The 25,050-nt window shown below is 61.1% G+C and carries 24 protein-coding genes and 1 pseudogene; 18 read left to right on the forward strand and 7 right to left on the reverse strand.

Annotation, left to right across the window (positions count from 1 at the left end):
- Nucleotides 1–87 precede the first annotated feature (87 nt).
- Nucleotides 88–927: pseudogene (locus tag AC0VX3_RS15090) on the forward strand (haloalkane dehalogenase).
- A 71-nt stretch (nt 928–998) separates the two neighbouring features.
- Here AC0VX3_RS15090 and AC0VX3_RS15095 read toward each other — a convergent pair.
- The gene (locus tag AC0VX3_RS15095) at nt 999–1,907 is read right to left on the reverse strand and encodes a LysR family transcriptional regulator (protein WP_475521193.1); all 909 of its coding nucleotides are present in this window, start codon (nt 1,905–1,907) and stop codon (nt 999–1,001) included.
- Nucleotides 1,908–2,011: 104 nt separating this feature from the next.
- On the opposite strand from AC0VX3_RS15095, the gene AC0VX3_RS15100 reads away from it, so the two are divergent.
- Together AC0VX3_RS15100 and AC0VX3_RS15105 are read left to right on the forward strand one after the other, a co-directional pair.
- On the forward strand, nt 2,012–2,302 hold the full coding sequence (locus AC0VX3_RS15100) for a putative quinol monooxygenase (RefSeq protein WP_475521194.1): 291 nt from the start codon (nt 2,012–2,014) through the stop codon (nt 2,300–2,302).
- Nucleotides 2,303–2,485: 183 nt separating this feature from the next.
- The gene (locus AC0VX3_RS15105; protein ID WP_475521195.1) at nt 2,486–3,499 is read left to right on the forward strand and encodes a zinc-binding alcohol dehydrogenase family protein; all 1,014 of its coding nucleotides are present in this window, start codon (nt 2,486–2,488) and stop codon (nt 3,497–3,499) included.
- A gap of 138 nt (nt 3,500–3,637) precedes the next feature.
- Here the strand turns inward: AC0VX3_RS15105 and AC0VX3_RS15110 are convergent, their stop codons facing one another.
- The gene (locus AC0VX3_RS15110) at nt 3,638–4,624 is read right to left on the reverse strand and encodes a zinc-dependent alcohol dehydrogenase family protein (protein ID WP_475521196.1); all 987 of its coding nucleotides are present in this window, start codon (nt 4,622–4,624) and stop codon (nt 3,638–3,640) included.
- Between the two features lie 624 nt (nt 4,625–5,248).
- Here AC0VX3_RS15110 and AC0VX3_RS15115 point away from each other — a divergent pair.
- The 5 genes from AC0VX3_RS15115 to AC0VX3_RS15135 are packed head-to-tail and all read left to right on the forward strand — an operon-like array spanning nt 5,249 to nt 10,815.
- A complete protein-coding gene (locus AC0VX3_RS15115; RefSeq protein ID WP_475521197.1) occupies nt 5,249–5,920 on the forward strand; it encodes a DegT/DnrJ/EryC1/StrS family aminotransferase in 672 nt (223 codons plus the stop codon).
- Nucleotides 5,901–6,563 carry a DegT/DnrJ/EryC1/StrS family aminotransferase gene (locus AC0VX3_RS15120; RefSeq protein ID WP_475521198.1) on the forward strand — a complete coding sequence of 221 codons (663 nt, stop codon included), beginning with the start codon at nt 5,901–5,903 and terminating at the stop codon, nt 6,561–6,563. The genes AC0VX3_RS15115 and AC0VX3_RS15120 overlap by 20 nt, the downstream gene beginning before the upstream one ends.
- 11 nt (nt 6,564–6,574) lie before the next feature.
- A complete protein-coding gene (locus tag AC0VX3_RS15125; protein WP_475521199.1) occupies nt 6,575–8,065 on the forward strand; it encodes a GMC oxidoreductase in 1,491 nt (496 codons plus the stop codon).
- A gap of 18 nt (nt 8,066–8,083) precedes the next feature.
- A complete protein-coding gene (locus AC0VX3_RS15130; protein ID WP_475521200.1) occupies nt 8,084–9,418 on the forward strand; it encodes a sugar porter family MFS transporter in 1,335 nt (444 codons plus the stop codon).
- Entirely contained in the window at nt 9,415–10,815 is a 1,401-nt protein-coding gene (locus tag AC0VX3_RS15135) for a sugar porter family MFS transporter (RefSeq protein WP_475521201.1), read from the forward strand. The genes AC0VX3_RS15130 and AC0VX3_RS15135 overlap by 4 nt, the downstream gene beginning before the upstream one ends.
- A 42-nt stretch (nt 10,816–10,857) precedes the next feature.
- On the opposite strand, the gene AC0VX3_RS15140 is transcribed toward AC0VX3_RS15135, so the two are convergent.
- The 3 genes from AC0VX3_RS15140 to AC0VX3_RS15150 are packed head-to-tail and all read right to left on the reverse strand — an operon-like array spanning nt 10,858 to nt 12,789.
- Complete coding sequence (locus AC0VX3_RS15140) at nt 10,858–11,646, reverse strand: SDR family NAD(P)-dependent oxidoreductase (RefSeq protein WP_475521202.1); 789 nt, start codon at nt 11,644–11,646, stop codon at nt 10,858–10,860.
- Between the two features lie 12 nt (nt 11,647–11,658).
- Nucleotides 11,659–12,627 (reverse strand): LLM class oxidoreductase, encoded by a 969-nt coding sequence (locus AC0VX3_RS15145; protein ID WP_475521203.1) that lies wholly within the window; start codon nt 12,625–12,627, stop codon nt 11,659–11,661.
- Between the two features lie 15 nt (nt 12,628–12,642).
- Complete coding sequence (locus AC0VX3_RS15150) at nt 12,643–12,789, reverse strand: hypothetical protein (protein WP_475521204.1); 147 nt, start codon at nt 12,787–12,789, stop codon at nt 12,643–12,645.
- Between the two features lie 279 nt (nt 12,790–13,068).
- On the opposite strand from AC0VX3_RS15150, the gene AC0VX3_RS15155 reads away from it, so the two are divergent.
- The 10 genes from AC0VX3_RS15155 to AC0VX3_RS15200 all read left to right on the forward strand — a co-directional run bounded on the left by AC0VX3_RS15155 (nt 13,069) and on the right by AC0VX3_RS15200 (nt 22,789).
- Complete coding sequence (locus AC0VX3_RS15155; RefSeq protein WP_475521205.1) at nt 13,069–13,986, forward strand: LysR family transcriptional regulator; 918 nt, start codon at nt 13,069–13,071, stop codon at nt 13,984–13,986.
- A gap of 329 nt (nt 13,987–14,315) precedes the next feature.
- A complete protein-coding gene (locus tag AC0VX3_RS15160) occupies nt 14,316–14,849 on the forward strand; it encodes a permease (RefSeq protein ID WP_475521206.1) in 534 nt (177 codons plus the stop codon).
- The gene (locus AC0VX3_RS15165) at nt 14,840–15,331 is read left to right on the forward strand and encodes a permease (protein ID WP_475521207.1); all 492 of its coding nucleotides are present in this window, start codon (nt 14,840–14,842) and stop codon (nt 15,329–15,331) included. Before AC0VX3_RS15160 ends, AC0VX3_RS15165 begins: the two co-directional genes overlap by 10 nt.
- A gap of 115 nt (nt 15,332–15,446) precedes the next feature.
- The gene (locus tag AC0VX3_RS15170; protein ID WP_475521208.1) at nt 15,447–17,012 is read left to right on the forward strand and encodes an ABC transporter substrate-binding protein; all 1,566 of its coding nucleotides are present in this window, start codon (nt 15,447–15,449) and stop codon (nt 17,010–17,012) included.
- Between the two features lie 50 nt (nt 17,013–17,062).
- Nucleotides 17,063–18,043: an ABC transporter ATP-binding protein gene (locus AC0VX3_RS15175; RefSeq protein WP_475521209.1), complete on the forward strand. Its 981-nt coding sequence runs from the start codon at nt 17,063–17,065 to the stop codon at nt 18,041–18,043.
- Complete coding sequence (locus AC0VX3_RS15180) at nt 18,040–19,062, forward strand: ABC transporter ATP-binding protein (protein WP_475521210.1); 1,023 nt, start codon at nt 18,040–18,042, stop codon at nt 19,060–19,062. The genes AC0VX3_RS15175 and AC0VX3_RS15180 overlap by 4 nt, the downstream gene beginning before the upstream one ends.
- On the forward strand, nt 19,059–20,000 hold the full coding sequence (locus tag AC0VX3_RS15185; RefSeq protein ID WP_475521211.1) for an ABC transporter permease: 942 nt from the start codon (nt 19,059–19,061) through the stop codon (nt 19,998–20,000). Before AC0VX3_RS15180 ends, AC0VX3_RS15185 begins: the two co-directional genes overlap by 4 nt.
- A complete protein-coding gene (locus AC0VX3_RS15190) occupies nt 19,997–20,896 on the forward strand; it encodes an ABC transporter permease (RefSeq protein WP_342894734.1) in 900 nt (299 codons plus the stop codon). Before AC0VX3_RS15185 ends, AC0VX3_RS15190 begins: the two co-directional genes overlap by 4 nt.
- Before the next feature lie 4 nt (nt 20,897–20,900).
- Nucleotides 20,901–21,866, forward strand: a complete 966-nt coding sequence (locus AC0VX3_RS15195; RefSeq protein WP_475521212.1) for a sugar phosphate isomerase/epimerase family protein — start codon at nt 20,901–20,903, stop codon at nt 21,864–21,866.
- Entirely contained in the window at nt 21,863–22,789 is a 927-nt protein-coding gene (locus AC0VX3_RS15200; RefSeq protein WP_475521213.1) for a sugar phosphate isomerase/epimerase family protein, read from the forward strand. The genes AC0VX3_RS15195 and AC0VX3_RS15200 overlap by 4 nt, the downstream gene beginning before the upstream one ends.
- Before the next feature lie 15 nt (nt 22,790–22,804).
- Here the strand turns inward: AC0VX3_RS15200 and AC0VX3_RS15205 are convergent, their stop codons facing one another.
- Together AC0VX3_RS15205 and AC0VX3_RS15210 are read right to left on the reverse strand one after the other, a co-directional pair.
- Complete coding sequence (locus AC0VX3_RS15205; protein ID WP_475521214.1) at nt 22,805–24,250, reverse strand: aldehyde dehydrogenase; 1,446 nt, start codon at nt 24,248–24,250, stop codon at nt 22,805–22,807.
- A gap of 14 nt (nt 24,251–24,264) precedes the next feature.
- Entirely contained in the window at nt 24,265–25,050 is a 786-nt protein-coding gene (locus tag AC0VX3_RS15210; protein WP_475521215.1) for a coniferyl-alcohol dehydrogenase, read from the reverse strand.

Below are 25,050 nucleotides of genomic sequence, written 5' to 3' on the forward strand. Positions count from 1 at the left end.
TTGCGGTGATGCACAAGCTTCAGGAGCAAGATGATGGCAGCCGATTTTCGAGACAAGAAAAAATTGGCCACCGTTCTTGGCAAGCAGATGGCCTATATCGAGCAAGGCGAAGGCGACCCGATCGTCTTTCTGCACGGCAATCCGACATCCACCTACCTGTGGCGCAACATCCTGCCCTACCTTGAGGGCAAGGGCCGTTTGATTGCGCCGGACCTGATCGGCATGGGAGATTCGGACTAGCTCGATGACAGCGGTCCCGGGCGGTATACTTTTTCCGAGCGCCGCCGTTATCTGTTTGCACTGCTGGAGCGGCTTGGGGTCTCCCGAAACGTCACGCTGGTGATCCATGACTGGGGGTCTGGGCTGGGTTTTCACTGGGCGCACATGCACCCGGACGCGGTGAAGAGCATCGCTCTCATGGAGGCGATCGTCGCCCCGGTGCCGAGCCTTGAAAGCTTTCCAGAAAAGAGCCGCTCCATTTTTGCGGCGCTTCGCTCCCTGGCGGGGGATGAAATGGTCCTGCAGCAGAACATGTTTGTTGAAGGGATCCTGCCTCATTCAATCCTGCGTGACCTGAGCGAAGACGAGATGGCCGAATACCGCCGTCCCTTTTTGCACGCTGGCGAGGACCGCCGGCCCACGCTGACATGGCCGCGTCAAATCCCGATCGGCGGCGAGCCCGCCGATGTTGCGGAGATCGTCGGCGGCTACTCTGACTGGCTGACCAGGACACCGGTCCCCAAACTGTTCGTCAAAGCCGATCCGGGTGTGCTCATCGCCGGTCCGGTGCGTGACTTCGTGCGCGGCTTTCCCAACCTGACCGAAGTCACCGTGCCGGGACTGCATTTTATCCAGGAAGATTCGTCAGATGAGATCGGTGCTGCCCTGCACGACTGGCATTCGGGTCTCCAGGGCACGGCCTCCTGAACACAACCGATCAGGCGGGTGTCCTGATCCGAAGGCAGCGGGGACAAGAGGGGCTGTCTGGACTTCCTGCTCTAAGCATCTGTTCCGCTCTTCTCTTTTTCCGCCATTGCGGCGCTCAACGCCTCCGCCAGCGCCCGCACCCGCCTTGGCCGGGACCGTCCGGGTGGAAACATCATCTGCAAAGGATTTGGCGGGGCCGCGTGCTCTTCAAGCAGGGCGACAAGCTTTCCGGATGCCAGGTCGGGTGCCACGTCAAGTTCCGATTTCAGGATCACCCCCTCCCCGGCCAGCGCCCATTGCCGCACCAGGGAGCCATCATTCACCGTCTTGTTGCCGTGCACGGTAACGGTCTGCGTCCTCTTCCCGTGCCCGAAGCGCCAGACATTGTCCAGGGTCGTTCCGAACCGCATGACGAGGCAATTGTGTTGCGTCAGATCGGCGGGTTTCTGCGGCGCACCCATCGCCTCGATGTAGCGTGGTGACGCGCAGACGACCCGGCGGTAGTGCCCGAGATTCCGGATCCGCAAGGTGCTGTCAGTGACAGTTCCGAAGCGCAGGGCCAGATCGTATCCCTGCCCGACGATGTCGATGTAACCATCGGATAGCGACAGTTCTATCGAGATTGCCGGATGGTCTTTCGTGAATCCTGAAATTACGTCCGACACGACACTGCGGCCGAGATCCACGGGCGCACTGATCCGTATCGGTCCTGAAAGTGTCTCGGCTCCGTGACGGATGCGCGTGTCGAGGTCTTCAATTTCGCTCAGCACGACTTTGGCTCCGCCGAGCAGAATTCGGCCTTCGTCCGTCAGGCTGAGCGAGCGTGTCGTCCGGTTGAAGAGAACAGCACCGTAATGGGCCTCAAGCGCTGCAAGCCGTTCGGACACCGTCGTTGCGGACAGGCCGGCCTCCCGTCCCGCGGCGACAAGACTGCCTTTTTCGGCGATCGTCAGGAACAGGCGAATGTTGTCAATCAGCATTGCACGGATTTTCCGGATTATCTTTTCGATCCGCGCATGTTTATCCTGAATGGTCCGGACTGTATATCCTCCATACCGAAACGGTTCATCAAAGGATCAGATCAATGCCTAAACTCACTGTTGTCGCAAACATTCACGCCAGGCCTGACCAGATCGAACTGGTGAAATCCGAGCTGTTGAAACTGATCGCGGTCACCCGCGCCGAGAAGGGCTGCATCAACTACGACCTGCATCAGGACATCGAAAATCCGGCACACTTCATGTTTTACGAAAACTGGGAGAGCCGTGAAATCTGGCAGGAACATATGAACGCGCCCCATCTTGCAGCCTACCTGGCTGCAACGGAAGGAGCTGTCGCGGAGTTCATTCTCAACGAAATGTCTCAGATCGACTGACGGCTGGCAGGCCCGGCCCCGGCCGAGGCAATGACCCTGGCGCTTCTCTGGCCCGAAATACTCCTCTTCGAGACCCACGCCCGCATCAATTCGCACGAAACCATTTTCCGTTTCCCGCCCCTGGCGCCAGGCGTCCGGATCATTGAAGCGGCACGGCAATTCACACAGACAAGGACACCTCCGATGAAAGCAGTAGGTTACACAAAGAACGGCGCGATCGATCGTGCCGACGCCCTGATCGATCTGGACATCGACAAACCCACCGCCGACGGCCATGACATTCTGGTCAAGGTCGAGGCTGTTTCCGTGAACCCGGTCGACACCAAGATACGAACAAACCGTCCGGCGGAAGGCGATGCACCAGCCATTCTCGGCTGGGACGCAGTCGGGGAAGTGGTCGAGGCCGGCGACAAGACCAGCCGGTTCAAGGTCGGCGACAAGGTCTGGTATGCGGGTGCGATCAACCGGTCGGGCACCAACGCCGAGTTCCACCTCGTGGACGAGCGTATCGTCGGTCATGCGCCGAAATCCATCCCGACGGCTTCCGCCGCCGCCCTGCCGCTGACTACATTGACCGCTCAGGAAATGATCTTCGACCGCCTGCGGGTCACCGATCCGGTGCCCGGAGCGGCCAATGCCATCGTCATCATCGGCGGTGCCGGCGGCGTGGGGTCCATCGCGATCCAGCTGCTGCGTGCGCAGACGGACCTGACCATCATTGCGACAGCTTCCCGCCCTGAAACGCAGGACTGGGTAAAGGATCTCGGCGCGCATCATGTGGTGGACCATTCCAGGCCGCTGCCCGAGCAGATCGCCGCCCTGGGGATAGGCGCGCCGGCATTCGTGTTCTCGACCAACTACTCGGACACCTATGTGCCGCAGATCGCCGAGTTCATCGCCCCTCAGGGACGTTTCGGCCTGATCGACGATCCGGCAGACCTCAGCATCATGCCGTTCAAGGCAAAAGCGGTCTCCATTCACTGGGAACTGATGTTCACCCGGTCCCTGTTCACCACGCCGGATATTGCGCGGCAGGGCGAGATTCTGGATGAAGTGGCTGGCCTGATTGATTCTGGAAAGATTCGTTCAACGGCAACCGAGACTTACGGCAGGATCAACGCGGAAAACCTCAAACGGGCTCACGCGCTGATCGAAAGCGGCAAAGCCAAGGGCAAGATTGTTCTGGAAGGGTTTTAAATCGCGGGTTCGAAAACTCGGACACGTCGCTCTCCAGACCACCGGCCCGAGTGGAAGGTGGTCTGGTGCGATGGTGTCCAGGGCTTTTCGACCCTGTTTCCCGCATTGCGTGCCCGGCCCGCCGCCTTGATGTGCGCTTTACAGTTCGATGACGACCTTGCCGATGGCCTTGCCGCCTGTCAGGCGGTCATAGGCGGCTCCGGCGTCGGACAATCCGAACCGCATTTCATCGAGCACCGGCCTGAGGGCGCCGGTATCCGCGATGTCAGCGAGTTTTGCCAGGATGTCGCCATGGTCCTGACGCTTGTGGTCATAAAGCATCGGGATCAGCATGAAGACGACGTGAAGCGACAGTCCCTTGAAGTGGACCGGCGTCAGGTCGAGTTCCAGCAGGGACACGGTTGTCGATATATGGGCGTTCAGTGCCGCGGCCTCGAACGAGTTGGTCAGATTGCTTCCGCCAACGGTATCGAACACGATATCGAATCCGGCGCCGTCCGTGTGGCGCGCCACATAATCCGCGATCTTTTCAGCCATGAAATCAATCCCGGTTGCCCCGAAACCTTCGATCACGCCCATCTGCTTGTCCCCGGTGCCCGTTGCATAGACATCGGCACCGAAGTGTCTGGCCAATTGAATCGCGAGGTGACCGACACCGCCGGCGCCACCTTGAACGAGGACCTTCTTGCCGGCGCCCGTCCCCGCGCGCTGCAGGCCTTCAAAGGCTGTGATGCCGACCAGCGGCAGGGCTGCCGCTTCACGCATGGATAGCGTCTTCGGCTTGCGGGCGATCAGTCTTGCGTCGGCAACCATGAATTCGGCCAGGGCACCCTGAAGATCCGCCAGTCCACCTGCACAACCGAAAACTTCATCGCCCACCGCAAATCCGGAGACGCCCTCGCCCACTTCTGTAACGGTGCCGGCGAAATCCATACCCAGGACGGCGGGCAGATCCGGAGACAGCGGCAGGTCCTTGCCCATCTGGCGGATCATGGTGTCGACCGTATTCACGCTGGTGGCCGCAATGCGCACCACGACGTGGCCCGCCTTCGTAGCGGGAGCGGGAATATCTGCAGCTTCAAATGCGGCACCCTCACCATAAGCATTGAGGATCATCGATTTCATCGGACTACTCCGTAGGTGTTTCGGTGAGTTGCAATGTAGATTAATTAGAAAAACGCAATAAGAAGCTGGTTTTTGAATTCAGTTTTCCGATTTTCGGTATAACTGGTGGTGTCAATCGATCAGACCGATCCCTCGGAAGATCTCCACCGGTCCTGCCTGGGCGTCTTCTCCGGGTGGATCGGCTGCCGATGCTTTCCGTCGGCGCGTCGGATGGACCGTTGGTTTGGCACGGCGCTTTTGCAGAAACGTCAATTCCCTGTCGTCTTCCTCACTTAAGCAAGAACGTCCGACAGGATCGGGCCGAAGCGTTTCCAGGGGACCTGGCGTCAACCCCAAGTAGGGATATGTTAATTTTTAAGATGTTATTTTTGCTGAGTTATTCGGCTGGTCCCAAAGCAAGTACCGGTTTCAGATACAAGACATTTACTGGCGCGCGCCGGGGGGCGCTCAACAAAATTGAAGTTCGGCTCTTCTGGCAACTCGGGATCGCGTCATTGATTGGCGCGTGCATGAGGCAAGGACGACCCTTTGGACCTGGCACTCTCAGGCCTTGTCAGGTGTCTCGTCCTGAACGATCGCGGGCGTTCGATATGCCCGTCAAACTCTTATGAAGGAGCTCGCCAGGTGCAAGCGACCGATCAGACTCAAAAACTGGCTATTGATGGCGGCGTTCCGGTCCGTACGACACCCTTGCCCTGGGAACTTCCCGGCGCGCACTGGATCGGCGAGGAGGAACGCGAACTGGTCGACCGGGTGCTGCGCGCGCAAAGTCCGTTCCGGTTCTACGGCATCGATCCCCAGTACATGGTGGAAACCCTGGAGCGGGAATGGTGTGAAACCTATGGGCACAAGCATGCGCTTGGTGTTTCCTCCGGCTCGGCTGCCTTGTCCATCGCCCTGTCCGCGCTCGAGGTTGGTCCGGGCGACGAGGTTCTGGTCGCCGGATACATGTGGGTGAGCTGCATTTCCGCCATCGTTCGGGCGGGTGCCATTCCCCGGCTAGTCGACATCGACGACACCTTCTGCATGGACGTCAAGGATCTTGAGAGCAAGATCAGTTCCCGCAGCCGGGCCATCCTGCTGGTTCACATGAGCGGCGCGCCCGGACATGTCACCGAGATTGCCGAGATCGCGAAAAAGCACGGGCTGGGCCTGATCGAGGATTGCGCCCAGGCCGCCGGCTCCAGCCAGAACGGAACGCCCGCGGGCGGGTTCGGCGACATTGCCACCTTCAGTTTTCAGATGAACAAGAACATGACGTTCCGGCGATGGCGGAATGATCGTCTGCAAGGATGACGCGCTGTACCGCCGGATCGTTGCCATGCACGATCTGGGCTATGCCCGCAATGATGCCGGCCGGTTCGATCCCACGGACGAAACCTGCCAGTTCTGGGGTATCGGCGCGCGCATGTCGGACCTGACCGGGGCGATGGCCCTGGCGCAATCGCGCAAGCTGGGCCGGATCACCGGGGCCATGCGGGATGCAAAATGGCGCATCCGCGAAGCCCTGTCGGACATTCCAGAGATTCAGTTCCGCAATGTGATCGATCCGAAGGGCGACAGTGGTCCCTTCCTGATCATGACATTCGAGGACGGGGATATCTGTTCGCGCTTTATGGCGGCTGTGCGGGCCGAGGGTATTCACGGCCCGGAAGGATCGCTGAGTTGCCTGCCCATGCGCGATTGGGGATTGCACTGGTATTTCAACATTCCCAGCCTGACCGAAAAACGATCGAACACAAGAGACGGGTACCCCTGGACCCATCCTGACAACGCCTTTGCGTCCCAGATCGATTACCACCGCGGGCTACTGCCCGTGTGCGACGACCTGCATGACCGTTCAGGCCTGTTGTCGATTGCTTCCATCCTGACCGACACGGATGTCGACGACATCGTTCGGGCATTCCGCAAAGTTGCTGCCGTATATTTCAAGCGCTGAGGCTCAAGTACATGAAAACCCTGTCTTCGGTCGTTACCTCCGACCTGTTTTCCATCGCAAAAGCCACGACCAACATCGACGTCCTGATCGTGGGATCGGGCACGGCGGGTGTCACCAGTGCCATCCAGTTGGCCAACAAGGGCTTGTCCGTCGTGATCCTCGAGGCCGGGCCGTTCGTGCTTCCCAGCCATGTCGGGTCGACCCCGTTCCGCAGCCGCAGCGACCTGACGCCCCAGATCCACAATCTTGTGCGTTACAGGACCGCGTGGACGGATCGCGAGCATTTCGACGAGAAGGTGTCGCCGCCCCTGAACAGCGACGCCTGGTCGACTGTCGGTGGCCGCACCCTTTTCTGGGGTGGCTGCACCCCACGCTTCACGGAGTGGGATTTCGCCGATTGGCCCGTCACCTATGACGAGTTCGAGACCTATTACCAGCAGGCCGAGAAGCTGATGCATGTGTCGGGTCCGAATACGGACCACCCGGCCTTCTTCCGGGGCGATGCGCAAGCAGGCTTTCTCGACCGCTTGCATGGTGCCGGGATCGAGGCCGAACACGCCTCGACAGGTGTCGATACCCAGGAGCCCCGCAACGGCTACATGCCGCGCGGCTTCGACAGCGCTACCGACCGGCTGATCCGCAGCGGGCTGCTGTCGCGTGACGTGGAGCGCGGGCGGATCGTGCTGGTTCCCGATGCAATCGCTGAGCGGGTCGATCATGACGGCAACAATGTCACTGGCCTGATCGTCAAGGGGACCGACGAGGAACAACGGTTCCGGCTGGTTGCCCGGCATTACACCTTCGCCGGCGGTGCGATCCAGTCGACCCGTCTGGCGCTGGCGTCGGGCCTGAAGGACCTCAATCCCCAGGTCGGCACGCATATTGCCGATCACCAGTTCATCCAGGGCCTGTTCAAGCTTCGCAAGCCTTTGAGCGAACCGATTTACGCCTTTATTCCGCCGACCAAGGACCGGCCCTATCACATCCAGATCCAGGGTCCGTTTGCCGAAACCTGGTACACGCCGTATCACGCAACCGTCTGGCTCGATTGCGATCCCGATGGCCTGTACCTGCTGGCCTATTGCTTCGGTGTCGGGGAATCCTCCGAGACGAATGAGGTCGTCCTGACCAAGGGTCAAAGTGATGGCCCCGGCGATCTGGGCAAATACGCGGTCATCGCCGACCGCAGCGACAGCGACAAACGCATCCTGAGCGAGATGGACGCCTTCCTGCCGCAGGTGGCCGAAGCCATCGACGCGGAACTCCTGCGGACCCAGGTCAATCCGCTCGGAGCGGCCTTGCACGAGATCGGCGGGCTGCGCATGTCGGAGGATGCGGATGCCGGGGTGACCGATCCGTTCGGCCGGTTCTGGCGGCTGCCCAACCTGTCGGTCGCCGATGCCGCGGCATGGCCCTCGCAGGGATCGGCCAACAGCTATCTCACGATCACCGCATGGTCTCTGCGCCATGCCGAAGGCGTTTATGCGCGCTTGTCGGCCTGAACCAGAAGGATGACTTGAATGCTGATACGATTGGTTTCCCTGGCCGCCCTGTTCGGCCTGCTCTTCGGGTTCGATGAAGGCGTGATTGCCGGTGCCTTGCCGCTGATTACCAAGGCCTTCGACATCTCGGCCACCGGCGAAGGTTTCATGACCGCCGCAGTGCCGCTGGGAGCGGTCGCGGGCGCCATTCTGGCGGCGATGTATGCCGACAGTCTCGGTCGGCGCAAGGTGCTGATATTGTGCTCCTTCGTGTTCGCAATCGGTGCGATCGCGGCCGGTCTGGCTTCCGGTCTGGAGATTCTCATTGCCGCGCGTCTGTTGCTCGGTGTCGCCATCGGGGCCTCCGCCCTGGCGGCTCCGATGTTCCTGGCCGAGCTTGCTCCGGCAAAATACAGGGGCGCGGTGGTGTCGGCGTTTCAGTTGATGATCACTGTCGGCATTCTTGTCTCCTATCTTATCGACATGGTCCTTGAGCCCCTTGGCGCCTGGCGATGGATGCTGGCGCTTGGTGCGGTGCCTGCACTGGTCACGCTGATCGGAATTACCATGTCACCGGAAAGCCCGCGCTGGCTGGCCATGAACGGGGCACGGGAGAAGGCGATCAAGGTGATCGGCCTTGTTCAGCCGAATCTTTCCAAGGAGCAGGCCGGGCACATCGTCACTGAAATCGAACATACGACAGCGTCCGGTGCGCCCGAGCCGGGATGGGGGGCCTTCCTGACCGATAGCGTCCGGCCGCTGGTGATCTTCACGATCGCGGCTTTTGTCTTCCAGCAGGTCAGCGGCATCAATGCGGTCATCTACTATGCGCCGATCATCATGAAACATGCCGGTTTCGACGGATCCAGCACGCAGCTGGCCGCCACTGTCGGCATCGGGGTGGTGAACGTGCTGATGACTGTCGTGGCCATGTTCGTCGTCGACCGTTTCGGCCGCCGCCCCCTGCTCATTCTCGGGTTTGTGGGCACCGCGCTGAGCCTTGTGGTGATCGCCTATGCCATGCAGCCCGACAAACCCGAGCTGGCACCGTTGGCCCTGGCAGGCCTGTTCGCCTATATCGCGTTCTTTGCTGTCAGCCTTGGGCCGTTGCCGTGGCTGTACATGTCCGAATTGTTCCCGCTTGCCCTGCGCAGCCGGGGCATGGCCATGGCCTCCGTCGCCAACTGGAGCTGCAACTTCATCGTCGTGTTTTCCTTCCCCGTGTTTCTGGCGCATTTCGGCGCGGTGGCGACCTTCGCCCTGTTCGGAGTTTTCTGCACCATCGGGGCGATCTTCTCCTGGTTCCACGCGCCTGAAACAAAAGGTGTCAGTCTGGAAGAGATCGAAATGCGCCACAGCACCGCCACGGCATGACACCCACGCAAGCCACAGGCACGCGGCTCTACCTGATGGTAGGCCGCGTGTCGTTCCTGACGATCTGCACGGGCCTGCTGTTCGGTTACAGCACGGCCAGCATTGCAGGCTGGCTGGACGAAATCGGCCGCGAATTCTCCCTTGGAACCGGGGGCAAGGAATATGTCACCGTTTCGCTGGTGTTCTGCTGCTTTCTTGGAGCGGTTCTTGCCGGACCTCTGGCGCGAGCATACGGGCGGCGGATCACGCTGCTGTCCGCATTCGGGCTTGCGGCGGCAGGCTATGGTCTTGTTCTCACCCATCCGGACCTGACCGGACTGGTCGTTGCGCGCATCCTGATCGGCCTGTCCGTCGGCCTGTCTTCCATGGCAGGACCGATGTATGCGGGCGAAGCGACGCCCGCGCGGTTTCGCGGCAGTGTCGTGTCCCTGTTCCAGCTCGCCGTCACCATGGGGATACTGGCCGCCTATACCGTGCCGCTCGTGATCGACGACCCGGCGTCCTGGGCGACCGGGATCGGCCTGGGCGGCGCCATCGCGCTGGCAGGATTTGCCGCGCTGCTGATGGTGCCGGAAAGCCCGGTGTGGCTGGCAAGGGTTGGACGTATCGAAAAGGCGCAATCTATCGTCGCGTCCCTTGGCCTGGAATGGATTCCGGTCCCGGAAGGGCCGGCACGGCCGGCGTTATCCCTTTGGAAAACACTGCGCATGGGCTCGACACCGGCGGTTCTGGCGCTGTGCTGCGGCTTGTTCATTCTGCAAAACCTGAGCGGCATCGACGGCATCCTTTATTACGCGCCGGCGATTTTTGTCGATCTGGGTTTTTCTCCTGGAACGGCAGCCCTGGGAGCCACGTTCGGACTGGGGCTGATCAATCTGATCGCAACAGTGGTGGCCATCGCGACCGTCGACCGCCTCGGCCGAAGGCCGCTGGCCATCGTCGGATCCCTCATCATGGTCATCGGACTGCTGGGTGTCGTCGGCGCGCAGGTCTGGTCCCTGCCCATGCTCGGCCTCATTGCCCTGTGCGTCTATATCGGCGCCTTCGCCATCAGCCTCGGACCCCTGCCCTACGTCATCATGTCGGAACTGGTTCCCTCGACAATCCGGGAAACCGGCATCGCGGTGGCGTCCGCCACGAGCTGGCTGTTCAACGCCCTGATCGCGTTTGTCTTCCTGACCGGCGTTTCCAGCATCGGACTTGACGGGGTGTTTCTCATTTTCGCCGCGGTCTGTGTTTGCTCGCTGGTCATCTCGCTGGTCTGGCTGCCGGAAACCAAGTCGCGAAATCTCGGCATGATAGAGAACAACGTCATTACCGGCATCCCCCTTCGCCAACTGGGCGATGCCGATGGTGGACATCAGCGCGTTTCGGAACCGACCGCGGATTTGAAGTAACCACTGGATGGCGGTGTCCGGGACACCGCCATCCGCTGCTGGTTAGTCCGCCTGCCCGGCGACTTCATCGATCGCCGTCATTACGGCCAGCGCATGGGACTGGTCGAGTGCGCTTCTTTCAGGGTTGGCAAAGCGGCCGCTGTCGTTGTCGAAGTATTTACCCGAAGCGTCGGCGAATTCGGATGCAAGGGCCGCGCGGGAAAGGATGTCCGCACCGATGCCCAGATCGTTGCCTGCCATGCCGAAGCCTTCCTTGACCATCTTCGTCGCAAGCAGGGAGCCGGGATTGACGGCGATGAAAACCGGGCCGTCCGGAAGCTCCCGGGCCAGCTCGCGGGTCCAGATGGTGATGCCAAGCTTGCTCTGCGCGTAGGCGTCCATGTCGTCAAGGCGTTTCTTGCCCTTCATTGCAGCCACGTCCACCGGCGCCTGGGCGGCGGACGACAGGTTCACAACGCGGCTGTCCGCCGTCATGGCCGGCAACAGGCGGCGGGTCAGGACGTAGGGCGCGATCGTGTTGACGACGAAGCGAACATCGAGGCCCTGGCCGGTCAGCGGCGCGGCGGTCTTGTAGACACCCGCATTGTTGATGAGGACGTCGATGTGGTCATGCCGGGCGAGAATGTCGTCGGCCAACCGGGTGACATCCGCGATCCGGGACATGTCCGCAAGATAGGTCTCCGTGGTGCCCCCGACCGTCTTCTCGGCCTGTTGCAGTTTGGAGGCGTTCCGGCCATGGAGCAGGATCCTGTGGCCTTCCGCAGCCAGAACCTGAGCTGTCAGAAGGCCGATGCCGTCGGTCGCGCCGGTAATCAGAATGGTCTTGGTCATCAGTCATGCCTTTCAGCAAGAGAAGTCCGGCAGGATTTCTGCGGCCAGACGCTTCATCGTGGTTTCCGTGTCCGCCGTGTTGAACCGCAGGTTCAGCGCGACATGGTTGATCCCGAGGGCCTGTATTTCGTTCAGATAGTGACGCAGATAGGTCGTCCCGGACTGGAAGCCCAGATGGATCGGCTTTGGGCCTGCGTCCGGCGCGTCGAGGAGATCGATATACAGGGATTGCATCACCGGCTTGTCTTCGCCGCCGGCGTCGGCGACGCGGTGCCGGTAATCGGCAACCACCCTGCCCTGGGAAGACGCGTCACGCGGATAGGTCATCCAGCCGTCGCCGTTCTGGGCGACCCAGTCCGGTGACTGGCGGCTGCCGCCGGTGATCAGCAGGGGCAGACGGCCACCGACAGGTTTGGGCAGCAAGTCCATTCCGCCCGACAGGGTGCCGTATCCGTTCGCGAAATCGGGACTGGTTCCGGCGGTCGCCCGGATATAGTCCACAGACTCGCGAAACCTGTCGCCTCTGTCCTCGAACCCCTTGTTCAGCGCGGGATATTCTTCCGGGCGGTCTCCCGAGGCAACGCCCAGCAACAGGCGTCCACCGGACAAGGCATCCACGGAGGCCGCCGCCTTGGCGACGTGCGCGGGATGGCGCAGCGGAAGAACGACGCTGGCGACCCCCAGCGCGATATCGGCTGTCATGCCCGCGAGCGTACCGAGATAGACAAATGGGTCATAAAGCTGTCCCGCGTCGCCAAAGCTCGGCACGTTGAACGGAACATCGCGGAGCCACAGGGCGGAAAAACCGAGGTCGTCGGCGAGTTGCGCCCGTTCAATGTGGCGTTTCATGGTCGGCACCGGGCTCTTGTCATATGTCTCGACCGGCACGACAAGGCCAATGCTCAGACAGTCCGGGCAAAAAACCGAATTATAGGCCCGGTTGATGTGCGCAAAGGTCGTTTTCGAGGGTTTGTCCAGCATGTCTTTCTCCACGGCCTAGTAGCGAACCAGCGTCCGGCTTTCGATGCTTCTGCGAACGGATTCGATATCCGGGTCTTCGACAAGATCCACCGCGCTGTGCGCGACCGAAGGCAGTCCGCAGCTGTCGAAGATGTTGAAATAGAAGAGTTCGTCCGGTCTCATGCGGGAACTGTAGACCCACTCGTGATTGTCGTTTGCCGCCAGTCCAAGGATTTGGCCGCGCCGATCCGGAACGCCTGCCGTTCGGGTTTGTGGACGTGGTAATTCACCGTTCCCATACGCGGCATGTTTCCGTTCCTTCTGCTGTGCCCGGCCTGTCGGGACTGCAAACCGGTCTCATGGAATCGTTCGGACCGTGGCATTACGGCGAAGATAGGCATTGCAAAAGACATGGATATGCCCGTTATTTGAAATCTTAATTCGGCTTTTGGATATAATTGGATGGACACTGACAGCCTTCGTCTCTTCGTTCTGGCGGCGGACAAATTGAACATCAGTGCTGCGGGCCGCGAACTCGGTTTCGCACCCGCGGTGGCCAGCGCGCGTCTTGCCAAACTGGAACGAACCCTGGGGGCAGACTTGCTGCGCCGGTCGACCAGGAAGGTTTCGCTGTCGCTGGAAGGCCTGGATTTCCTGCCGTTTGCGCGCGAGATACTTGCTCAGGAAGATGCGGCGATTGCCGCACTTGGCAAAGGCAATCCGTTGGTGACCGGAACCTTGCGTTTCACGGCGCCAAGCACGTTCGCCCAGCTCTACATTGCTCCGGTCCTCCCGGAATTTCTCGAACTGTATCCGGAGGTCACGCTGGACCTGCGCCTGTCGGACACCCAGTTCAACCTGATAGAAGGCAGTTTCGATCTCGCGATCCGCAACATCGCCCTGGAGGACACCAGTCTCAAGGGCCGGAAGCTTGCGGACGACAAACGGATCCTGTGTGCCTCGCCGGCCTATATCGAGAAGTCCGGTCTGCCCGATCATCCCGAGGATCTCGTGGACCACCAGCTTGTAGCCTTTCGAAATCAGACCGCCCGCCCCCTGTCCAGGCCGGACGGGCGCACCGGCATCTTCGACCCGCGTGCCGCCGGGTGTCATCTGGTCCTGGACGACGGGTTGAGCCAGAAATTGGCGACCATGGCCGGCGCGGGGATTTCCATGAATTCGCTCTGGAGTGTTCACGGCGAATTGGCGAATGGCAGCCTTGTCCAGGTTCTTCCGGAATATCTGGTCACCGACCAGTCGGTTCTCTGGCTGGTTTATCCGCAGACCAATGTTCTGTCGGCGAAGGTTCGTGTCTTCATGGACTTCCTGCTGGAGCGCATCGGCAGATCTCCTGTCTGGGACAGGGCGTTCAACGACTGACACCATCGGGTGGTGCAGGTATCCGCGTTGGCCGCGGACTTCACGCGTTTCTGCAGCCTCGTTGTCGATAGAATTAAATCACCGACACAAAAGTGGATTATTCCAGGCCGTGCCGTCTGCCAAGTCACGTGCGGACCGGCGGGTTCGAATGAGTGTTCTTGAGTTTCAAGCTGGTTCAATTTTTGGGTATTTATCATCCTGAATGCGTGGGATCAGATTCTCTGGAGAAATCGGCACACATGACAAAAGATCAACAGGACCCCTCTCCTGAAAGTCAACTGGTGCCTGATGGCGGAACCGCCAGGAGACCCGGGAATCCGAAACGCCGTATGTTCGACCCCGGTTTTTTCATGGTCCTTTCGGTCTCTGTCGCCGGGGCACTGCTCGTCTGGCGCCGGGACGGTGCCGACAGGATGATCGAAATCTCGGCCGAGGGCATCGCCCTGATCGTCAGCATCGGGCCAAAGGTGATGGCGGCCGTGCTGCTGGCGGCCTGGCTGCGGTTGCTGCTTCCCAGGGACAAGATCGGCAAATATCTCGGTGGCCGGCAAGGTGTCCGGGGCATGTCGATCGCCGTCATTCTCGGGATCATCCTGCCCGGTGGACCCATGACGGCCTTTCCGCTCTCGATTGCGCTGTTCCAGGCCGGTGCGGGTTTTGGCGTTCTGGTGGCGTTCCTGACAAGCTGGCTGCTTCTTGGGGCCAACCGGACAATCGTCTGGGAAATGGCGTTTCTCGATTATTCCCTGGTTGGTCTGCGGTATGCCCTGTGCCTGCCCTTGCCGTTCCTGTTCGGAGGATGCGCTCAATTGTTCGAGACCGTCTTTCCGGACACTTTTCGCAAGGTCGTACGATGGCATTGATCCTGTTTTCAATTTTTCTCTGGAGCGCAACAGGGATATTGGGTTGGCTGGCCTATCGACGGCGGGACGGCAGCTTCCGGTCCGGGGCCCGGGACGCGGTGCGGGAAGCCGTTTTCATCGCGCCGCGATTGCTGATCGGGGTTCTGGGCGCGGGCTTCATTGCCGCGTTGCTGCCTGGCGACCTGGTCAGCCGGGTTCTGGGATCGGAGTCCGGTTTTCCGGGGCTGTTGATGGCCTCCGGTGCCGGACTGATCATACCCGGTGGACCGGTTGTCGCTTTTTCCGTCGGAGCAGCAGCGCTTGAAGCCGGTGCGGGCTCGGGACAAGTGATCGCATTTCTGACGGGCTGGCTTCTGATGTCCTCCAACAGGACAATCATATGGGAAACTCCGATCATGGGCGCGCCCTTTACAATCCTTCGATATGCGATTTCACTGCCGTTTCCTGTTGTTATAGGTGGTATAGTTACTTTGATGACTTAGTTTTTGCATCAAAACCATTGGTAAAAATTTCACTTAAAATTCATATTACCTTTATCTTGAAAGGAATACGCCGTGCTATCGAGGTTTTGTTTTAATCCTTGATAGGGGATACCCCATGCGCATCTTTAAAAAGGCGCTTGCGGTCGCGGTTTTGGCTCTTGGCTTTACCGCGCCGGCAATCGCTGATGACCGACCTGAAATAGTCGTTGCTGTAAACGGTCTGCCGGGCAGCCTGGAATCCATCGAAGAGATGGGCAATGTTGCTGTTCGCCTCACCTATTCCATGTTCGACAGCCTGATCCGCCGTGATTTCCTCGCGGATGAAACCGGCGCCTCCTCGAAGCTCGTTCCGGGCCTCGCCGAGAGCTGGACGAAGATCGACGACAGGACCATGGAACTCAAGCTGCGCGAGGGTGTGAAATTCCACAACGGCGACGAACTGACGTCCGACGATGTGGTGTTCTCCCTGTCCGCCGGCCGTGGCCATGGCCACAATCCGCTGGTCGCAGCGGCCCGCCGGTTCATGCTGACTCTGTCCCACGTCGAACCGGTCGACAAATACACGGTTCGCATCGTCTCCAAAAAACCCGATGTCCTGCTGGACCAGCGCCTTGCCGGCTACGCGATGTGGATCGTCAATGCCCGGGAATACATGTTGAAGGGCAAGGAGGCGTTCGCGCGCAATCCCGTTGGAACCGGTCCCTACAAGATGGACGAGTGGGTCGACGGCGAATACGTGCGCCTGGCCGCCCATGATGATTATTTCGGCGGCAAACCGACCGCGAAGTCGATCACCTTCAAGATTGTTCCGGAAGTCTCCGCCCGTATCGCAGGGCTTGTTTCCGGCGAATACGACATCATCGTCAACGTTCCGCCGGATCAGGTGCCGGTTCTTGAAAGCTATGGCGACGTGAAGGTCGAATCCGTTGTTCTCGACAACACGCACATGCTCGTCTTCTTCAACGAAGGCCCGCTCGAGAACAAGCTTGTTCGTCAGGCGCTTTCCAAGTCCATCGACAGGGCGTTGCTGCGCGAGGCGCTCTGGGAAGACAAGAACTACACGCCGAATGGCCACCAGCTGCCGTCCTATGTCATGCACATCAAGGACTATCCGGAGTTCGACTACGATCCGGAAGAAGCCAGAGAGCTGCTGAAGGAAGCCGGCTATGACGGCGAGGAAATCGTCTACAAGCTGCCGATGAACTACTACCTGCTGTCTCTTGAAGCAGGCCAGGCGATGCAGCAGATGTGGAAGGAAGCCGGCCTCAACGTAAAGCTGGAACCTGTCGAGAACTGGGCGCAGGTGAACGACAAGGATGCCACGGTTCACATTCGTCCGTGGTCCAACACCCACCGGATGCCGGACCCGATCGGCTCCTTCGTCCCGCAATGGGGCAAGGATTCCTGGGTCCAGAGCAACAAGCAACTCGCCTCAAGGTCCTGGGACGCTCCCGACCGGTTCAACGAGTTGCATGATGTCATCGTTTCAGCGACCGACATGGAGGTGCGTCAGCAGGCCTACCGTGAGGCGCTGGACATCTGGGTGGACGAGGCACCGGGGACCATGCTGTACAACCCGCTGGAAACCTATGCCCTCAAGAAGGACATTCAGTGGAAGCCCGTGTCCCTCTACTACATGGATTTCCGTCCCGACAATCTTCAGTTCGGTTCAGCCAAGTAAATCCAACAAGCCGTGGCCGCCCTGGCCACGGCTTTTTTTGATCCGGTATCATGTCCTCTCCATTGCTTTTTCTCGATCGTTTGAGTGTCGCCATCAGGGCGCGCAGCGGTGAAACCGTTTATCCCGTGCGAGACGCGAGCTTCTCTCTGGAAAAGGGTGAAACGCTCGCGCTTGTCGGAGAGTCCGGCTGCGGCAAATCCATGACCTGTCTTGCCGTTTCGGGCCTGTTGCCCAAGCGTGGACGGATCGATGCGGGCCAGGCGGTTCTGGACGGAACCGATCTGGCCGGACTATCGCCGAAGGCCATGCGCCAGGTGCGCCGCCGGGACATTGCCTTTGTTTTCCAGGATGCCACCAACGGCCTCAACCCGGTCAAATCGGTCGGCTGGCAGATCGCCGAATCCGTCGTGTTGCGCGAGAATGTGTCCTGGCGGGCCGCGCGGCTCCGGGCCGTCGCGCTTCTGGAGCGGGTCGGCATGCCCGATCCGTCCTCCCGCGCAAGGGACTTTCCGCATCAATTGTCCGGTGGAATGAACCAGCGCGCGATGATCGCGCTTGCGATGGCCGGTCGGCCGAAACTCCTGATCGCCGACGAAGCGACCACCGCGCTGGACGTGACGATCCAGGCGCAGATCCTGGCCCTGATCGACGACCTGCGCACGAATTATGGCCTCGCGGTGATCTTTGTCACTCATGACCTCAGCCTTGTCGCGGAGATCGCGGACACCGTCGTGGTCATGTATGCGGGCCGGGTCATCGAGACTGCGCGGGTGGCGGACCTCTATGGCGCGCCACGTCATCCCTACAGCGCAGGTCTGCTGAACTCCCTGCCGCGCATGGACATGAAACGGTCGGACCTTCAGGTAATCGAGGGCCAGGTCCCGCCAATCAATGCCATGCCAAGCGGCTGTGCCTTCGCGCCCAGGTGTTCCCGGTCGACCGAAATCTGCCGGCGTCAGATACCGGAACTGACCAGCACCTCCCAACGCCATCTGGCCTGCCATCAACCGATCGCGGAACAAGCATCATGAGCATGACAGCGGACCTAAAGGCGCCGTCGGCGCGCCTGGACCCGGCCGGGGAAACGATCGCCGAAACACGGGACGTTTCGAAGGCCTTCGTCTACCGGAAAGCCTCGCTGACCCGCGCGGCTGAGATCTTCAATGCGGTCGACAAGGTCTCTCTTTGCCTGGAACGCAGCGAAACGCTCGCCATCGTCGGTGAATCAGGCTGCGGCAAATCCACCTTCGGCCGTCTGATCGCCGGTCTCATGCCACCGTCTTCCGGCGAGGCCAGTTTCCGGGGACATTCCTACGCAACGCTTTCGGCGGAAGACTGGCGGGCAAGCCGAAGAAATGTGCAAATCATATTTCAGGATGCGGCAGGATCGCTGGATCCGCGTCTGCCGGTTGAAATTCAGGTGCGCGAACCGCTGGACCTGCATGGAATAGGTTCAAGAGCAGACCGGGCCGCGCGCACCCGCGAGATGCTGGACGCGGTCCAGCTCGGCCGGCATCTGTGGCAAGCCGTGCCTTCGGAACTTTCCGGTGGCCAGCAACAGCGCGTGGTGATCGCCCGGGCGCTGATCACGAAACCGGAGCTCGTCATCTGTGACGAACCGGTGTCCGCGCTCGACGTCTCCATCCAGGCTCAGATCCTGTCCCTGCTGGCAGACCTGAAATCCAGGATGGGCCTCACGCTTGTCTTCATTTCCCATGACCTGGCCGTCGTCCGTCAGATCGCCGACCGGGTCGCCGTGATGTATCTGGGCCGGATCTGCGAATTCGGGCCGGCCGGTCAGGTCCTGTCTCACCCGCGGCACCCGTACACAAAAGCCCTTCTTTCTGCGGTTCCGGTGCCGGATCCGGCAGTGAAACGCACCCGGCTCCTCCTCGCCGGAGACCCGCCCTCCCCGCACACCCCGCCAGCCGGGTGCCGTTTCCACACGCGCTGTCCCGTGGCCGTTGGCATCTGTTCGGAACAAGCGCCGGAGCGCCAGTACCTCAATGGCCATGAGGTCCACTGTCATTTTCCGGAGAACGCCCCGTGAGCCCGACCTATGTCTGCTGGAAATTGCTGCGAGCGGTCGTCACCATTTGGCTGGTGGTTACCTTCGTTTTCTTCATTCTGCGGCTGACGGGCGATCCGGTCGCTCAGCTCTTGCCCGATGATGTCGACCAGAACACCATCGACCACTACCGCAGGCTCTGGGGGCTCGATCAGCCCATTCTGGTTCAATACTGGAAGTACATCACCGCTCTGTTCCAGGGCGATTTCGGGATATCGTTCCGAGACGGTCAGGATGCTCTGGACCTCGTGCTGTCGCGCGTTCCCAAGACCGCGCTGCTCGGTTTCACGGCGCTGGCCTTCGCGCTGGTGTTCGGTATTCCGCTGGGCGTCTTTGCTGCCTTGAAAAAGAACACCGCCTTCGACCGGTTTGTCATGGGCCTGGCGGTTTTCGGCTTTTCGATGCCCAACTTCTTTCTCGGAATTCTGCTGATCCTGGGCTTCTCCCTGCATCTGCGGATCCTGCCGTCTTCCGGATCGGACACCTGGCAACACATGATCATGCCGGTCATCACGCTGGGGACGTTGTTCGGCGCACAAATCGCCCGGTTCACCCGCTCCTCCATGATCGATGTCCTCAACCGTCCCTACATGCGCACGATCGACGCGAAAGGTGCGGGTACCAGCCGAAAACTATATCTCCACGCACTTCCCAATGCGGCAATTCCGGTGGTGACGATCCTCGGGCTCAAGATCGGAGAGCTCATCGGCTCCGCCGTCATTACCGAGAATGTCTTTGCATGGCCCGGCATCGGCCGCTTGCTTACCTTCTCGGTGGCAACGCGCGATCTGGCCGTTGTCCAATGCATCCTGATGATGATCGCGCTGACCATGGTCCTGTCCAACTTGCTGGTCGACCTCCTCTACGGCCGGATGGATCCCCGTGTGCGGGTCGGTACCCGGGAGGCGACGAGCCGATGAGCCTTGTTTCCCACACAACGCCGAAGACAGTCGCCGGCAGGTTCGTGCAAAGTCTGGCCGCACCGTTCGCCAACATGCCGTGGAGCGTGACTGTTGCCGTCCTGGTTCTGGTGACGGTCGCCCTTGTGACCGTGTTCGCACGCGTGATCCTGCCGTTCGAATTCGATCAGATGGACCTGCGCGCGCGCCTGGCACCGCCCTTTCCAATGGAGGGGTCGTCGCTCATCCACCCGCTCGGGACGGACAAACTCGGCCGCGATGTCCTTTCCAGGCTTCTGATCGCGACACAGACCTCGATCCTGCTGGCATTGCTCGGCACCCTGATCGGAGCGGTGCTGGGGACAGTCCTCGGGTTCGTGTCGGCTCATTTCGGAAAATGGGTGGATGAGGTGATTTCCACGCTGGTCGATTTCCAGGCGGCCATGCCCTGGTTCATCATCGCTCTTGCCGTGCTGGCGTTCATGGGCAATTCCATGACCGTGTTTCTGCTGCTGATGGGCCTTTACGGCTGGGAGCGCTATGCACGCGTCACACGCGGTCTCGTGCTGGCTGCCCGCGAGGAAGGCTATGCCCGCGCGGTTCACGCGCTCGGCGGCAAACCGCGCACGATCTATCTCAGGCACGTCCTGCCGAACATCCTGTCGCCCCTGATCGTTCAGCTGACGATCAATTTTCCGGAAACCATCCTGTTCGAAACGTCGTTGTCCTTTCTCGGGCTGGGCATCCGCCCGCCCATGACCTCGCTCGGCCAGATGCTGGGTGACGGACGGGACTACATGATCACCGCGTGGTGGCTCGCCGTGGTTCCGGGCACGATCATCTTTCTCACCACCTTGTCCATGTCGATCTTCGGAGATTGGCTGCGCACCCGATTTGATCCCTCCCTTCAGGACTGATTTCATGACGAACCAGATTTGCAGAGGCTCCGGCCTGAATACCAACTTCCTGGCGGCCGGAGACGCGGCGGGGCTGGATGCCCTGCTGGGTCAGTATGAAACCTATGACCAGAGCCATGTCGAGATCACATCCCGCCGCCTCGACGTGATCGTCGGTGGCCGGATCATCGAAGAGCGCGCCTCGGCGGTGCAGGCAGTTCTGGAAAAGCATCCCCTGTCCTACGTGCTGCATGCCGATCACGCGATCAATTTCATGGATCTTCCGGGCGCCGACATGCAGTGGGCTGTCGCGGAAGCCTCCGTGGACCTCTGTCGCCGCTACGGCATGACTTCCATGGTAATCCACTCCGGAAATGCGCCGGTGGATGTGTGGCTCGATTCCGCGGACAAGCTGCTGGATCTCGAGCGGGAGGCCTTCAAGCGCCTCGGGGATCTTGCCGCCAATGCCGGTGTCCGGATCGCCGTTGAAAACCTGATTGCCGATCCTTCGGGCAAACGTGTGGTGTCCGGTGCCGATCCCCGGCGTCTGGCGGACCAGTTGCGCAGGACGGACCACCCGGCTATTGGCGGGTGCCTCGACTTCGGCCACGCCTATCTGTCCGCGCCGGTGGTAAACTTCGACTTCGTGGAGGCCATGACGGCCTTTTCCGAAGAGGTCTGGCATCTCCATCTGCATGACAACTTCGGACGCCCGGACCTGAAAACCCATGCGGACGAAGGGTCCAGGGTTTCCATGGGCATCGGCGATCTGCATCTGCCCATGGGCTGGGGAACCATTCCCTGGGACGAGGTGTTGCCGGCAATGAAGTTCCGGGCGGGAACCTATGCCATGATCGAGCTGCGCGGGCGCTACCGCGCGGTTGAGGACCAGGTGGCCGCCTCGGCGAAAGCCTTCGCGCGGTACTGGAACTCGGAACTGCCGTTGGCTGAAGCCCTGGAAGTGGCGCAACGCCCGGAGAAACAGCAATGACTGGTCCCGTTTCCCACACCGGTTTCAATGCCGGTCAGTTCGGCACCCAGGGCGATCTGGCTGCTTTGGACCGCCGGATCGGCACGATCGTGGAACTGGGGGGCGACGTCTGTGAACTGGCAGCCGTGCGCCTCGATGTTGTCTCGGCCTGCCGGTTCCTGGAGGACCGGCTTGTCGCACTCCGGACCGTGCTTGCCAGACACGCGATCCGCTACACATTGCACGCCCCGATCGCCGTCAACCTGATGGACGAGCTGCATCTCGTTCTCCACATCCGGGCCGCAAGGGCAAGCCTTGAACTTGCGAGCGAATGCGCGGCCGATACCGTCGTCATTCATCCCGGACGTGTCCATCCCGCGCTCTGGGCCGACAAGGCGCGTGCGCTCCTCAACAAGGAACAGGACACACTTTCCGGGCTGGCCGACCGGGCCGCCGAACTCGGCGTCAGGATCGCCTATGAAAACATGAGCCCGAACCGGCGGATCGTCGGCGGGACGGAAACGTCCTATGCGCTGGATCTGGCGGCCCTGGCGGCCCAGCTGGCGGCCGTCGGCCACAAGGCGCTGGTTGCCTGTCTCGATGTCAGTCATGCCCGGCAGGGTGCCGTTTTGCAGGGATTCGACATGTACGATCAGGTCAAGGTCCTGGCGCCCCATGTCGGGCATGTTCATTTTTCCGATTCAACCGGCATTCCGGCAACGATCCAGTGGGACAACGAAGGCGAACGGCTTTTCTTCGGCGTTGGCGACATGCATGCCCCTCCCGGCATGGGAGAGATCGACTTTGACCGGCTCGCCGCCGGCCTGACCGTCCAGGAAGGCACTGCCATCGTCATTGAGCTGAAGGAAAACCATTTCCTCCACAGCGCACCGCAAACCCTGCAAGGCGCCCGACTGTTCGCGAGCGCCTTGGGCAGGCCCTGAGGCTGCAGGTTCCGATCAGAACGGATAGTGCTGGTTCGGGTCCTCGATGGTGATCCAGCGCAGGTCGGTGAATTCGGCGATCGCCGCCTTTCCGCCGAACCGGCCATAACCGGAATCTCCCACGCCGCCGAAAGGCATCTGCGGCTCATCGGCCACGGTCGGGCCGTTGATGTGGCAGATGCCGCTCTTGATCTGGTTGGCGGCGGACAGGGCGCGGGTAATGTCCTGGCTGAAGACCGCCGCCGACAGGCCGTATTCGGTGTCGTTGGCGCACGCGATGGCCGCGGCGTCACCGCTGACACGGATGATCGACTTGACCGGACCGAAACTCTCTTCGGCATAGATCCGCATGGCATCCGTGACACCATCGAGCAGGGTTGCCGAATGCATCGCGCCATCGCGGGTGCCGCCGGCAACGACCTTCGCGCCTTTCGCGGTCGCATCCGCAATCAGGGCGTCCATCTTCTCAGCCGCCTCAGCAGTGACCAGCGAACCGAGCACAACCTGATCGCGCGGATTTCCGAATGGCAGACCGGCGGCGCGCGCCGCGAGCTTTTCGACAAAATCGTCGGCAATGCTGTCATCAACGATGATCCGCTCGGTGGACATGCAGATCTGGCCCTGGTTCATGAAAGCCCCGAAAATCGCCGCGTTCACCGCACCGTCTATATCGGCATCCGAAAGAACCACCAGTGGCGCCTTGCCCCCCAGTTCCAACAGGGCCGGCTTGAGGTTCTGGCCGGCAAGGCCACCGATGATGCGGCCCACCGCCGACGAGCCGGTGAAGTTGACATGCTTGACCTCGGGCGCTTCGATCAGGGCCTTGACCACCTCGGCGGCATCGGCGGGTGCGTTCGAGATATACGTCAGAACGCCTTCCGGCAGGCCGGCTTCGACGAAACAGTCGACGATCAGGCGATGGGTCAGCGGACAGAGTTCAGCGCCCTTGAAAATCACCGTATTGCCGCATGCCAGCGGCGTGGCTACGGCGCGGGTCCCCAGAATGACCGGCGCGTTCCAAGGGGCGATGCCAAGACAGACGCCCTTGGGGCGGGCAACGCCCATGGCCAGTGTCCCGGGCTTGTTGGCCGGAATGACCTCGCCGCCGACCTGGGTGGTCAGTGCCGCCGCCTCGCGAATGATCCCCGCCGCGAGCATGACATTGAAACCGGCCCAGGGACCGGTCGCGCCGGTCTCGCTGATCATGGCTGCAATGAAGGCGTCGCGCTTGTTCTCCATCACATCGGCAGCCTTGTTGAGCACTGCACGGCGTTCGCCCGGGCCCTTTGCCGCCCAGGCCGGAAACGCCGCACCCGCCGTCCGGGCCGCCATGCGCGCGTCATCGGCGGAGGCTGCCGCGGCGGTGCTTGCAACCTTGTTGGTCACCGGATCGTGGCGGTCGAATGTCCTGCCGCCGGCGGCGTCCGTATCGGTGTTGTTGATGACGAATTGTACAGTCATGTCGGTTCTCTCTGTCAGAAATTCTGGGTTTCGGCGACAATCGCGGCTTCCAGTCCGCCATCGGTCGCCAGGTTGTGGCCGTTGATCCAGCGCGCTGCGTCCGAACACAGGAACAGGATCGCAGGTGCGATGTCTCCCGGCGTGCCTGCCCGTCCGACCCGGTCCACGTCCGAATTGACCCTTTCGTCGCCCAGAACCTCTCTGAACTGGGTCAGGATGGGTGTCTCGACCGGTCCGGGGGAAACCGCATTGACCCGAATTGCGCGGGCCCGGAACGCATCCTGGTGGGCCGCCAGCATGGTCCAGACCAGCAGGATTTCCTTCGAGACGGGATAGCCGGCCTCATCGGGAATTTGATGCTCGGCCACAATGCTCGCGGCATCGGGAAACCCGCTGGTCCGTGCAATGGCCGCCGCCCTGCCCGGGTTTTCCCGCCAGCCAAAGCCGGCGATCGAGGCCACATTGACCACGGATCCGCCTTCGCGGATCTTCGGCAGCAGAGCTTCCGTCAGGCGGCGAAGGCCGAAGAAGTTGATGGCCAGGGTGTTGGCAGCGCCGGTGTTGCCCGACACGCCCGCCACATTGCACAGCCCGTCGAGTTGCCCGGGCAGAACGTTGGCGAGAGCCTTTACGCCGGCCTCGGTCGACAGGTCGCCCTCGACGAATGTGCCTGTGGTCCGGTCCGGTCTGCTCCGGTCGACGCCGATCACCTCCGCGCCGAGTTGCCCGGCAAGTTCCGCGGTTCTGCGACCGATGCCGCTGGCAACACCTGTGACCACGATGGTCTTTCCGAAAAGCAT

It is taken from the genome of Roseibium sp. QJM3NY_11, assembly GCF_056173175.1.